The organism is Shimia sp. R11_0 (assembly GCF_017744035.1).
Lineage (GTDB): Bacteria > Pseudomonadota > Alphaproteobacteria > Rhodobacterales > Rhodobacteraceae > Shimia > Shimia marina.
In genome coordinates this window covers 257,886-270,568 of record NZ_JAGHQY010000003.1, presented here as the reverse complement: position 1 = coordinate 270,568, position 12,683 = coordinate 257,886, and the positions used below count along the sequence as shown (strand labels likewise).

General features: G+C 58.8%; 8 protein-coding genes. 4 read left to right on the top strand and 4 right to left on the bottom strand.

The genetic code is table 11. The annotated features are described in order from the left end of the window. Positions 1-70: 70 nt before the first annotated feature. Positions 71-1,498, bottom strand: coding sequence for an amidase (locus tag J7382_RS08225; RefSeq protein WP_209068576.1), 1,428 nt, complete (start codon positions 1,496-1,498; stop codon positions 71-73). Positions 1,499-1,678: 180 nt separating this feature from the next. Continuing rightward, entirely contained in the window at positions 1,679-2,806 is a 1,128-nt protein-coding gene (gene prfB / locus J7382_RS08220; protein ID WP_058240170.1) for a peptide chain release factor 2, read from the bottom strand. 230 nt (positions 2,807-3,036) lie between these two features. Between prfB and J7382_RS08215 the strand changes: the two genes are divergently transcribed. Continuing rightward, entirely contained in the window at positions 3,037-4,848 is a 1,812-nt protein-coding gene (locus J7382_RS08215; RefSeq protein ID WP_209068575.1) for a diguanylate cyclase, read from the top strand. A gap of 67 nt (positions 4,849-4,915) precedes the next feature. Here the strand turns inward: J7382_RS08215 and J7382_RS08210 are convergent, their stop codons facing one another. Then, positions 4,916-5,884 carry a sodium-dependent bicarbonate transport family permease gene (locus J7382_RS08210; protein WP_209068574.1) on the bottom strand — a complete coding sequence of 323 codons (969 nt, stop codon included), beginning with the start codon at positions 5,882-5,884 and terminating at the stop codon, positions 4,916-4,918. Positions 5,885-6,018: 134 nt separating this feature from the next. Here J7382_RS08210 and J7382_RS08205 point away from each other — a divergent pair, with 134 nt between their 5' ends. Continuing rightward, positions 6,019-6,951, top strand: coding sequence for a hydrogen peroxide-inducible genes activator (locus J7382_RS08205; RefSeq protein WP_209068573.1), 933 nt, complete (start codon positions 6,019-6,021; stop codon positions 6,949-6,951). On the opposite strand, the gene J7382_RS08200 is transcribed toward J7382_RS08205, so the two are convergent. Next, positions 6,932-7,765 carry an energy transducer TonB gene (locus tag J7382_RS08200; RefSeq protein WP_209068572.1) on the bottom strand — a complete coding sequence of 278 codons (834 nt, stop codon included), beginning with the start codon at positions 7,763-7,765 and terminating at the stop codon, positions 6,932-6,934. The two genes, J7382_RS08205 and J7382_RS08200, sit on opposite strands and share 20 nt — an antisense overlap. Positions 7,766-8,109: 344 nt before the next feature. On the opposite strand from J7382_RS08200, the gene J7382_RS08195 reads away from it, so the two are divergent. Both J7382_RS08195 and J7382_RS08190 read left to right on the top strand, forming a co-directional pair. Next, the gene (locus tag J7382_RS08195) at positions 8,110-10,704 is read left to right on the top strand and encodes a TonB-dependent receptor plug domain-containing protein (RefSeq protein WP_209068571.1); all 2,595 of its coding nucleotides are present in this window, start codon (positions 8,110-8,112) and stop codon (positions 10,702-10,704) included. An 83-nt stretch (positions 10,705-10,787) separates the two neighbouring features. Then, positions 10,788-12,641 carry a M1 family aminopeptidase gene (locus J7382_RS08190; protein ID WP_209068570.1) on the top strand — a complete coding sequence of 618 codons (1,854 nt, stop codon included), beginning with the start codon at positions 10,788-10,790 and terminating at the stop codon, positions 12,639-12,641. Positions 12,642-12,683: the final 42 nt, after the last annotated feature.

Genomic DNA, 12,683 nt, shown 5'->3' with positions numbered 1-12,683 from the left:
GTCTCCTCCAAGACGGCTCCTCCCAGTTATGTCTCCTCAGAGAAGATCAAAGCGGCTTTGGACGGTAAAATCAACCATCAGGCGCAACCGGAGGGCGTCTTTGCGGCCACTGGGTTGCAACATGATAGGCTTGCGCGATTTCCAGCACCCGCCTATCCTGCCCCTTGGCACCGATCAACTGAATGCCCATGGGCAATCCGCGCGGATCAAACCCCACCGGCAGGCTGATCGCAGGCAATCCCAGAAGGCTCGCAGGCACCATGACCTGCATCCAGCGATGATAGCTGTCCATGGCCACCCCGGCGATCTCGCGCGGCCAGTCCCAATCCGCTGGGAAAGGGAACACCTGTGCAACAGGAAGGGCCAGCACATCATATTCCTCAAACAGAGCCGCCGCTCGTGCGAACCATGCCGAACGTGTTTTTGTGGCGCGATGCAGCGCCAGTGCGCTCAAATCCAGGCCGCGCTGAATCTCCCATTGCGCCGCAGGTTTCAGGCGGTCGCGTTTGCGCGTGTCCAGATAAAGAGGTGCCAGCTCCCCGGCGAGCGCAAAGGCACGCAACACGCTCCAGCTCTCAAACATCTCTTCTGCATCAAATGGCGCCGGAAGCGCTGACACCTCCGCACCCAGCGCATCCATTTCAGCAAGCCCCGCTTCGCAGAGGGTCACAATACCTGCTTCCATCGGCATCGCCCCGCCCCAGTCCTTCAGCCAACCAATGCGCGCGCCAGACATATCCCCCTGATCGCCAATGCCCCAGTCCTGCTCTGGCATATTGAAGGGCACAGCAGGGTGATCTTGCGCCATCACCGACAGCAGCAGGGCACAATCTCTTGGGCTCCGCGCCATGGGACCAATGGTGGAGAGCTGCTGCCAGAAACTTTCCGCCCCTGGCTCACGCGGCACCACGCCCCAACTTGGCCGGAACCCATAGACATTGTTCCATCCCGCCGGATTTCGCAGACTGCCCATCATATCGCTGCCATCCGCCAAGGCCACCATGCCCAGCGCCAGCGCCGCCCCGGCGCCACCCGAGCTGCCCCCAGCCGTCCGCGTGCTGTCATAAGGGTTTACCGTCACCCCATGCACAGGGTTGTAACTGTGCGAGCCAAGCCCAAACTCCGGCACATTGGTCTTGCCAATGAAGATCGCGCCCGCCGCCCGCAACTGCGCCACAAAGACGCTGTCTTCCTCTGACATGCGATCGGCATAAAGCGGGCTGCCCTCGGTGTTGCGCGTGCCTTTGACATGGGCCAGTGCTTTGATCGCCATGGGCAGACCATGCAGCGCACCGCGCGCCTCATAGGCCACCGCATCTGCCGCGCGCGCCTCCGTGATCAACGCCGCAGGGTCATGCAAATCCACAATCGCGTTGACCGCCTCATTGCGCGCAGCAATACGATCCAGCGTTGCCGCCATCACCGCTTCCGCCGTCAGCCGCCCTTCCCTGAGCGCGGCGACAAGCACCGCAGCATCCCAATCCAAAAACGCGCTCATCCGCTTCTCCCCTCAGCAGCAACCGCAGCACGAAGCTCCGCTCAGGGCAAGTCACAAAGGAAAAAGGCGCACCTTTTTAGGGCACGCCTTCACATCTTCACCTTGGATCCTGATCACCCAATCTGGTGCAAAACATCCCGCAACCTGTTCAGAGGCTCACCCTCTGATTGCGACATCTGATCATTCATCCGCCTGCGCGTCAGCACGACTCATACCTGCCACATCCATGGCCAGCGTTGCCGCCATAAACCCATCCAGATCGCCATCCAACACACCTTTGGTATCACTGGTTTCATGGCTGGTACGCAGATCTTTGACCATCTGATAGGGCTGCAGCACGTAAGAGCGGATCTGGTTGCCCCAGCCCGCATCCCCTTTGGCTTCATGGGCCGCGTTGATATCCGCATTGCGCCGATCCAGCTCCATTTGATAGAGCCGCGATTTCAACGCTTTCATGGCAATATCACGGTTCTGGTGCTGCGACTTCTCCGAACTGGTCACCACAATGCCCGTAGGATTGTGGGTGATCCGCACCGCAGAGTCGGTGGTGTTCACGTGCTGACCACCAGCCCCGGAGGAACGGTAAGTGTCAATTCTGATATCGGCCGGGTTCACCTCAATCTCAATATTGTCATCGACAACAGGATAGACCCAGACAGAGCTGAAGGAGGTGTGACGCTTGGCGGCGCTGTCATAGGGCGAAATCCGCACCAGACGGTGCACGCCGCTCTCTGACTTCAACCAGCCATAGGCATTATGGCCAGAAATCTTATAAGCCGCTGATTTGATACCTGCTTCTTCACCGGCGGTCTCCGACTGCAGCTCGACCTTGTAGCCTTTTTTCTCAGCCCAGCGCACATACATCCGCGCCAGCATCGAGGCCCAGTCACAACTCTCCGTACCCCCCGCGCCAGAGTTGATCTCAAGGAAAGTGTCATTGCCATCCGCCTCGCCATCCAGCAGCGCTTCAAGCTCTTTCTCTGCGGCCTTTTCCGCCAACGCCTTTAGCGCGGCCTCGGCCTCAGCGACAACCTCATCATCCTCTTCCATCTCGCCCAATTCGATCAGCTCGACATTGTCGTTCAACTCGGTCTCGATGGATTTCACTGTGTCCATGGAATCCACCAGAAGCTGGCGTTCCCGCATTAACTTTTGCGCGCCCTCTGCATCGTTCCAGAGATCCGGGTCTTCAACCCGCGCATTGAACTCTTCCAGACGATAGGCCGCAGTTTCCCAATCCATACGCTGGCGCAAAAGGGTCAGGGATTTCTCGATCTCTGTGACAGTGTTTTGAGCTTCTGCGCGCATGGGTCTTGGCCTTTTATGAGGTTCAGATCAGGGTGATAGCGCAGAGCCGCAAAGGGGGCAAGATGGCTCGCAAAGGCCCTTGCACCGTCCCACTCAACTTCTGGCTGTGGCAAGGGCAAATCCACGCGCGTTTTACCACAAATTGTCGAGGGAAAGCCAAAACGGATTTTACCAATCCCTTAACCTTTGTTGCGAAAATCGAAGATGATCTTCAGTCTAGGAATCCTCCCATGCGCAGGTTCGCCAAACTCACTTTCACTCTCTTATTCGGCCTCTCCGGGCTGGCTGTTGCCATCTTCGGCGTGCTGCAGATCTCCGTCCCTATTGTGGAGCGGTTAATGGAGGCTGACATTCGCAAACACTCAGAGCTCTGGCACCGTCGCGTGATCCTCCATCTGGAAGACCCCGACAACTCATTCATCGCAGGCGGGCTGACATCAGAGGATATTTCCTATCTGCAATTGCTGCCCGAGGCTTCCGATATCTATCGCTTCAAGCTCTACAACTCATCAGGCACGGTGATCTGGTCCACCCGGCCAGAGGACATCGGCTATCTCGACATCGAACACTTCCCCAAAGAAGCCCTTCAAAACGGCATCACATCTTACCACCGCGAGCAAAAACCAGCCTCCGAAATTGATGGTCTGGCACTGCATGCATTGTCGGAGGATGTCTCCACGCATGAGGTTGCGGAAATCTTCGAACCGGTGATCTCGGGGGGAGAGGTCATTGGGGCGATGGAATTTTATACCGACATCACCGACGTGCGCAAAACCTTCCTGCTGCGCGTGCGCGTCCTCTTGTTTGCACTCACCGCATTGGCCATTGCCACCGTCGGCGTGGTGGCTGTGCTGTTGTTTCGCTCAAACCGCAGACAGTACCGCGCCCTCACCCGCCGCAGCGCCAAAGAGAAGGATCTCCTCAACGAACAGCTCAAACTGGCCCGCAATGTCAAACTGCTGGGTGAGCTGAACGAATGGCTGCAATCCAGCCGCTCTCTGGATGAGCTGTTTGACATGGTCAAACGCTTCATGACCCACCTCCTGCCTGACAGCGAGGGCAGCATCTACGTCTACTCCAACTCCCGCGATGTGCTAGATGGCTGGGCCAGCTGGAATGGCGGCAATCACAAAGATCACATCCACCCGGATGAATGCTGGGGCCTGCGCCGCGGCCGCACCTATGAATATGGCGACAGTGAAATCAATTTCACCTGCTCCCACGCGGAACCACACAATGACCACCCTTACTTCTGCTTCCCCATTCTGGCGCACGGCGAAACCGTCGGCCTGCTGCACCTGCGGGCCAAAAGCAAAGATGCGGAAATCTTTCATGCCAACCGCGATCTGGCGCAGATGTGCTCTGAACAGATTTCCATGGCGATCGCCAATGTGCGCATGCGCGACGAACTGCATGACCAATCTGTGCGTGACCCGCTCACCGGCCTGTTCAACCGTCGCCACATGACAGAAACCCTGCGCAAAGCCATCAATGACAGCCAGCGCAGCACAGATCCCTTCTCGGTGATCGCCATCGATGTGGACCACTTCAAGAAATTCAACGACACCCATGGCCATGATGCCGGTGACATGGTGCTGCGCGCCGTGGGCTCGGTGCTGCAACAGGATTGTGACGGTGACGAAGTGGCCTGCCGCCCCGGTGGTGAGGAATTCACCGTGATCCTGCCCAATTGTGACCGCGAGACCGCACAGGAGCGGGCCGAAGGCCTGCGCAGCGCTGTGGAAAACATCAAGGTGCGCTACGGTGAGAAAACCCTGCCGCGCGTGACCATTTCCGTCGGCCTTGCGATCTTCCCTGAGCATGGCACCCTGCCTCAGATGCTCTTGCGCAGCGCGGATGACGCGCTCTATCAGGCCAAAGCGCTTGGTCGGAACCGGGTTGTGCTCTCTGACGCTCTGGAAAACGGCGAAGCCCCCGGTGAGCTTTGGGCCTTGCCCGACGCACGTGATCAGGATGCGCCCGACACTGCGAAAGACAGCGACACCACCGATACAGAGCCGCTGACGAAGAAAGCCGGATAAGGCGCCTCAACCACAGATAAAATCGCAGACAAACAAGGCCCCATCCGCACGATGGGGCCTTGTCGCATCAGAACAGGGTTGCCAGCGCATAGTAGATCGGCATCCCCAGTGTCAGGTTGAAAGGAAACGTCACGCCCAGCGCCAGAGACAGGTAAATGCCCGATTTGGCCTGTGGCAGCGCCAGCCGCATCGCCGCTGGCACCGCGATATATGAGGCCGAGGCGCTCAACACCATCATAAGAAAGCTGCCGCCGTCCGACAGCCCCACAAGCTTGGCCGCCGCCAATCCAAACAGGCTCCCGACCAGCGGCATCACACATCCAAAGATCAGTACCCCACCAGAGATATCCTTGCGGTTTGCCAAAAGGCTCTTGCCCGCAGACAGCCCCATATCCAGCAGGAACAGCGCCAGCACGCCAGTGAACGGCACCACAATAAAGGGATGCAGATCATTGAGCCCCTTTTCCCCCGTAGCTGCGCCAATCGCAAAGGCCCCCAACAGCAGCACAATAGAACCATTGCCAAGGATGTGGCGCAGCAACGCGCCGCCCATCACCACCTGCCCACTCTTGCGCGCCGCCAGCCAGAGCGCGGACATGATCGCGGGCACTTCCATCGCCGCCGCCACGGCCACCATATAGCCTTCTGAGGCCACACCACGCGCCTCCAGCAGGTTCACAGCGGTGACAAAGGTCACAATGGAAATGGAGCCGTAGTGCCCGGCCACTGCCGCCGCATTGAGCCCATCCAGCCGCGTCATCACCCGCAGCAGCCCATAGGCCACAAAGGGCAGCACAAACGACAGCACCCCCCCCGCCGCCAGCGCAGACAGCAGATGCCCATCCACCCCACTTTTGGCCACCGCCGCCCCGCCTTTGAACCCAATCGCCATCAACAGGTAGATCGACATGAACTTCGCCGCCCCCTCAGGGATCGACAAGTCACTACGTGCGATGGCAGCCACCAATCCGAGAACAAAAAACAAGATGGTCGGCGCGAGCAGATTGCTCGCCAGCGCGGCGATTGAGAGTTCCATAGCTGTCCCTTCTGACGGTGCTGATCCCTGGCCAGCTTTGGCACGGATCTTTGGTCTGTGGGCCGCTATATCTGTTGCCACATACATAGATTCAAATATATGATACCTCTGTTTTTCATAGTTTGAGGCTATGTATGCGCCCCACCTTGCGCCAATTGGAATACATCGTTGCCGTGGCGGACACTGGCCAGATCGGTCTGGCCGCCGCCCAGCTCAACGTCAGCCAACCGAGCCTTTCCGCTCAACTCTCAGAGGTCGAAGCGGATCTGGGCGCGCCGCTGTTTCAACGCGGGCGCAGCGGTGCCAAAATCACGCCTGTGGGCGAGGATGTGGTCAGACGCGCTCGACAAATCTTACATGAACACAAAGACTTGCGCGCCGCAGCTCAAGGCGGCGGCATCTTTCAGGGCCGTTTGCGCCTCGGGGTGTTGCCGTCCATCGGCCCCTACCTCCTGCCTGGCGTGGTACAGCGGCTCCACCGTGAGCACCCCCACTTCCGCCTGATTGTGCGCGAAGAGAGCACACGTGATCTTGATGAAGGGCTGCGAAGCGGTCGGCTCGATATGATCATCTCCACCCCCGAGGACCATCCCGGTGCCCAGTCCACCCATCTGTTTACCGAACAGCTCTGGGCCGCGCTGGCGCTTGATCACCCGTTGCGCAGTCCGCAGGGCACCCTGCCGCTCAACGCGCTGACTGGCCAGACCCTGCTCACGCTGGGGTCCGGCCACCGCTTGTCACACATCGTGGCGGGCCTCGCCGCAACCGCTGGAGGGCGTGTGTCTGATGAATATGAAGGCACCAGTCTGGACGCCATCCGCCTGATGGCAGCCACCGGTGCGGGCGTGGCCATTCTCCCGTCCATCTATGCCGCCACCGAACGGCGCCGAGGCACCGATGTGCGCCTGCATCTGATCAATGATCCCGCCGCCAGCCGCGCGCTCGCCCTTGTACAGCCAAACCTGCCGCAACCGCGCCCGGGCAGCGATGTGCTCGCCGACGTGCTGCAAAGCGAAGCCGCCCGTATTCTGGCCGCGCCTGACGGCGCTATTTCTGTGCAAAACTAATGGTCAGGTTGAAGCTGTGCTGCGCGCGGCCAAACCCCTCAGGTGCCTTGGGATACCGCTTGGAATGGCGCACCGCTGCAATCGCCGCCCGATCCAGCGCGCGCACCCCTGAGGACGTCACAACCACAACCCGGCGCAACCGCCCATTCGCGGCCAGCGTAATCTGCACCCGCACACGTCCGGTCCGCCCCCGGGCCTTGGCCGGATACCGTTTGTTGCGCTCCACCACTTGGCGCACCGCCGCCCCCCAGAGTTTTTCTGGGCTGACCTGCGCTGCACTGTTGCTGGAGGACACCGTCTGTCTCCCCGTTTTCCCGGCGGAACTGCCTTTCGCATTTCCCTTGGCCTGCTGCTTTTGCCGCGTCGCCGCACTCACAGACTGCTGCTGCGGAACAGCCGTGGCGGTGCTGCTGTGACTTACAGACGCCACTGCGGCAGGTTTCACATCCGGCGTCGGCTCATGTGGCTGCGTCACCATCTCCGGAGGGGAAAACTGATCCGGCTGCATGTCTAGCTTGGTCTGCTCTGGCACCACCAGCTTTACCTGCGCTCGCAGAGTCCGACTTGGCAACTTTAGAGCGAGCGGCGTAGCTTCCACAGCCTTCAAACGCTGCACAACGGCGGCCGCCACCGATGGGGGGGCCTCCCAACTCTGCACCATCGCTTTGACCGCCTGTGAGGACGCCGCGAGCGACATAACAGCCTGCCCCGTCGCCCCGGAGGATTGTGGCGCGCCCTGAAAACGCACAACAAACCCCATCAACAGCACCCCCATGGCAAGGCACAGACACAAGGCAAATTGAATTGTTTTCAACGATCTAACCCCGCTCCAAGGAGACAAAAGCGGTCTGAGATCAAGGCCGCCCAAAAAACCACTCCCCGCTTTCTCAAAGAGATCACACGAGGTCAGACGGCTGGCATGTGCACATAGGGATGGCACGGCGGGCGAAGCGTCGACCTACTCGTCCCAAGCACCCCAACTGTCAAGTCACGAATCCAAGAACAACCCGTGAATGAGTGGAAAATCGCTCATCCCCTCTTGTAGACTCAGAAAAAGGCTGACACATGGCATGTTAGCGATGCCAAAGTTCCGCAACAGGAACCTGAGCTAGCCCACATCAAAACACATTCTCAAAACGACTCCGAAGGGTGGGCCACATGCGGCATTCCTCTGTTCGGGCGCTGCTGTTCACAAGCACGATGCTTGTGGCTGCGCCCTTTGCTGCGCCTTTTGCCATGGCGCAAAGTGCAACCGATCTTGATGACATCGTGGTGGGCGTCCCCACCGAGGAGGCCGAGGGCCAGACCTCTGGTGAGGGCACCGATGACGGCGGCATCGCCAGCAACACCATCGACGAAGACGATCCTGCCAACTCAGGCACGTCCACTCTGGGTCAAGACTCAATCCTGCTGCGCGGCAACGGCCAAGACGCCAACAGCGCCCTCGTTGGCCTGCCCAACGTCCACTACCGTTCTGATGTGAATGAAGATGGTGAAGTCAATGACGACGTCGGCGAAGGTGCCGATGACGTGCTTGACCTCCAGCCGCAGGAAATTTCCATCTCGGGCGCACGCGTCAATGAGAACAACATCATGATCGACGGGATCGGGATCAACTCTGTTGTCACACCGGCAAGCCCTTCCACTCAGGGTGATGAAAGCGTTGTTCCCGACTTGCTGGGTTTCTACGGGGGACATTCCCAAACACAGTACGTTCCTTCCAGTATGGTGGAACAGGTTGAGGTGATGGACTCCAATGTTTCCGCAGAATACGGCGGCTTCCTTGGTGGCTCTGTAAACTATAAACTGCGCAAACCAGACCTCGAAGAAGCGCGCGGTGCACTCAGCTACTCCTTCCAAAGTGATGATTTTGCGAAATACTCCTTGGGTACAGAGGACAAAGAGAACCCCAATAATCGGGCAAAACCCAAGTGGACCAAACAGAATTTCTCACTGGATTACTCAACCCCGGTTTCTGAAAACACCGCCGTCATGTTTGGTTACTCCACGCAGCGAGCAACGGCTGAAAAGCAACGCGCACCGCAGTTTGGCTCAGAAGTGGTCGACTCCAAAAGCCGCAGCGATTTTTATCGCTTTGCCCTGACACATGAGCTCGACAATGGTGATCGGCTGACAGGATCGCTGAACTATACGGACTATGATCAGGACTGGAAGCTGGAAAACACGCGTGATGTGAAACTGGATATCCAGAACCAGGCACTTCTGGGCGAAGTGGGCTATGAGAGGGATATCGGAAACCTCTGGTTCATGCGCAACGCCACACTGGATCTGGGCGTAAATCTGCAACGCAATGAAATTGCAAACACGCAGGACGAAAATCAGCAATTCAACTGGATCGGCATGGATCGGAACGGCAATGACCTCTCCGCTGGCATAGAAGGCTGCGATCCAGTCGCCGGAGGCGGTGTACAAATGTGCCAGACCGGCGGCACCGGCAGCAAGTACTTCCAAGACAATCGCATTGGGTTGGATGCAAAAGTGTCAGGTGAAGTGGGCAACGGTACGTTCAAATCAGGGATCGATCTTGAATATTACGACGTGAACCGGCGTGGTGAAGCTGTGGAGTACTATACCAGCACATTTGCAAACACCGCGGGTAACTGCAATCCCGGCGACCCGAGCTGTACAGCTGAGCAATACTTCTGGGCACGCCAGACCATTGATGCCTACAATATGGATGTGACGGCGTCCAAGGTCGGTGCTTATGCCGAAATCGATCAGACTTTTGGGGATTTCTTCCTGCGCGGTGGCCTGCGCATGGATTACAATGACGTCCTTGAGAATGTCGACATTGCCCCACGTCTGAGCGCAACATGGGCGCCTTCGGATGGCTTCTCCCTGACTGTGGGTGCCAACCGTTACTATGACGACAATTATCTCGCCTACGCAGTGCAGGACGCCTTGCCAAGAACCCGCATGGGCCTGCGGTTTGGCGACCCAACGCTGCCTTGGAACGAAACCTTCAACGGTGGAGAAACCTCCTATAGTGGTCGTGGCCTTGACACGCCTTACAACGACGAACTCTCCGTCGCGCTCGGCATCAAGGATCGCTTTACAAATGGCTTCTGGCGTGTGCGCGCACTGCAACGTAAAGGCAAGGATCTGTTTACAAATGAAGGCACTTCGACATCACCGACCCTGACCAATGGCGGCGAAAGTGACTACAAGTCCTTGGTGCTTGAATATCAGAAAACCTGGCAACCAACCAACATTCCGCATCTGAACAATCTGGGTATCTATACCTCGCTCACTTGGTCTGACAGCAACCGTGTTGGCGGCACATACTTCGCAACCCCAAGTCAAGAAAGCCGCGATGTTTGGTACAACGGCCAAGCCTACAACCGCAGCGCATGGGACGAAACCCTTGGCAATCTGGATCAACCCTTCCGCGCGACTGCGGAAATCCGGTCTCAATGGTTTGATGGCGGTATGAGCCTCGGTCTCGTAGCAGATTTCACCGATGCATACAGCGGTGTCCTCTATGATGGCGTGACGCGGCCTGATCCAAACGGCCCACTTTATTCAGAGTACAAAGATCACAGATTCAAGAAATATGTGCTGTTTAATCTGAACGCGTCTTTCAAGGTGGCAGAGGTTGGCAACGGCAACGACCTGATGCTGGATGTGCAAGTCAACAACCTGTTTGACCGCATGCCCTCCGGGACCGCCAGCGACACCAGCCCATGGGTGCGCGGCCGCACCGTCTGGGTTGGGACAAACTTGACCTTCTGATCCAGAGCTTCACACTTATCAGGTGGCGCATCGCAAGATGCGCCACTTTTTCCTTCGACACCTGCGACACGTAGGAGATCCACATGCCCCGCAGCCTCCGCCCCTCCCTGAGTTTTTCCACAGCGCTGTTCATCGCCTTTGCAGGCGCGTCCTTCGCCGAACCAAATACTGCGCAGATCACGCTGGACACCGCCACCGGCGCCATAACGATCACCTCTGAACAGGCAGACGCGCCAACTGTGGACTGGCTCACCGACGGGGGCACGCATTTCAGCGGCCAACTGCCCGAGCTCCAGTCCCCCACCCGGATCAACGGCTGGTCTGAGGAGGCCAGCTATCTCACCGGCGGCGGCTGGCTCCCAAAGCCGGCAGATGGCACAGAGAACGGCCCCCATGACATCACCATCACCGTGCCCGCCACAGATCAGGTCGCGGTGACCGGCACCATTCTGGAAGACCGCATCGAAGAGGATCAGCGCCACCTGCGCTTTACATTCTCTGGCCCAGCCACATCCCTTGGCATTTTTGCAGGCCGCTACCAGCTTCAGGAACGCCCCCATCAGGGTCAGAACGCCCCCATCAGCCTGCGCACCTATTTTCACTCCGAAGAGGCGGGGCTGTCAGACACCTACCTACGCGCCAGCGGGCACTACATCGACCGGTTCGAAGCTCAGATCGGCCCCTACCCCTATGCGGCCTTCTCCGTGGTCTCCGCGCCAATTCCTGTGGGGCTTGGCTTTGCCGGTCTCACCTATGTGGGCCGCTCCATCCTGCCACATGACTATATGAGCGAGCGCTCCCTCGCCCATGAAATCCTGCACAGCTGGTGGGGCAATGCCGTGCGGGTGGACTATGACGCGGGCAATTGGTCCGAAGGGCTCACCACCTTCATGGCAGACTACGGTCTGGCAGAGGACAAAGGCGCCGATGTGGCCCGCCAGATGCGCATGGACTGGCTGCGCCAATTGGCCCTGATCGCCCCAGAAGACATGAAACCGCTCACCGCCTTCCGCTCCGCCAGCCATCAAAGCGGCGGTCAGGGCGAAGGCTACGGCAAGGCGGCTCTGGTGTTTCACATGCTGCGCAGCGAGCTTGGCACAGAGATGTTTTATGCGGGCCTGCGTCAGTTCTATCAGGACAACATCCACAAAGAAGCCAGTTGGGCGGAGCTGCAAACCGCTTTTGAAACCGCAAGCGCACGTGATCTGAGCCCCTTCTTTGAGCAGTGGCTCACCCGCGCCAGCCTGCCGCGCCTGCATCTCAGCGATAGTCACGTTGGTGCCGACGGCGCTCTGTACGTCACTCTGTCACAAGAGGGGCCGGTCTATGACCTGCAGGTGCCCGTGGTGGTGGAGACCGAGGCAGGCCGTGACACCCACACCCTGCGCCTGTCAGAAAACACGCAGAGCTACGCCCTGCCCCTGAAGGGCACCCCGGTGGCCGTGCATGTGGATCCAGACTTTGATCTGGCACGCTGGCCCGCTCAGGATGAACTCAGCCCCACACTGGACAACGCCTTTGCCGGAAGCGGCTTTAACGCCGCCCTTGCCGCGCCAGACGCCGAAGACGCCGCACAGACCCGCGCCATTCTGGAGGACACCCTGACAGTCACCCTCGACTGGAGCCCAGAGCGCCCACATGACATCGATCTGATCTTCGGCACCACGGCACAGGTCGATGCCTTTTATACCGCTAAAAAAGGGCATGCTTTCCCCCATGCGAAAGACGGCGCCGCCCGCGTCTGGCTGGAAAAGGAAAACAATGGCCAGATGACGCTCTACATCTCCGCCGATGATCTTGAGGACGCCGCCGCACAGATGCGCTTCCTTGGCTATTACGGCAGCAAAAGCTACGTGAGCTTTGAAAACGGCAGCGGCCACACCCACGGCGTCATGCCCAGCCAAAACAGCGCCCTGCGTCAACAGATCACCCCCTGATCCTTGCGCAACAGTCCAACACACCAAAAAGCTCCCGCCATT

What these genes read in the sequence shown, in the direction of transcription:
- J7382_RS08225 (WP_209068576.1), bottom strand. Translation starts at nt 1,498, where the DNA reads ATGAGCGCGTTTTTGGATTGGGATGCTGCGGTGCTTGTCGCCGCGCTC.
- J7382_RS08190 (WP_209068570.1), top strand. Translation starts at nt 10,788, where the DNA reads ATGCCCCGCAGCCTCCGCCCCTCCCTGAGTTTTTCCACAGCGCTGTTC.
- J7382_RS08195 (WP_209068571.1), top strand. Translation starts at nt 8,110, where the DNA reads ATGCGGCATTCCTCTGTTCGGGCGCTGCTGTTCACAAGCACGATGCTT.
- J7382_RS08210 (WP_209068574.1), bottom strand. Translation starts at nt 5,884, where the DNA reads ATGGAACTCTCAATCGCCGCGCTGGCGAGCAATCTGCTCGCGCCGACC.
- J7382_RS08215 (WP_209068575.1), top strand. Translation starts at nt 3,037, where the DNA reads ATGCGCAGGTTCGCCAAACTCACTTTCACTCTCTTATTCGGCCTCTCC.
- prfB (WP_058240170.1), bottom strand. Translation starts at nt 2,806, where the DNA reads ATGCGCGCAGAAGCTCAAAACACTGTCACAGAGATCGAGAAATCCCTG.
- J7382_RS08205 (WP_209068573.1), top strand. Translation starts at nt 6,019, where the DNA reads ATGCGCCCCACCTTGCGCCAATTGGAATACATCGTTGCCGTGGCGGAC.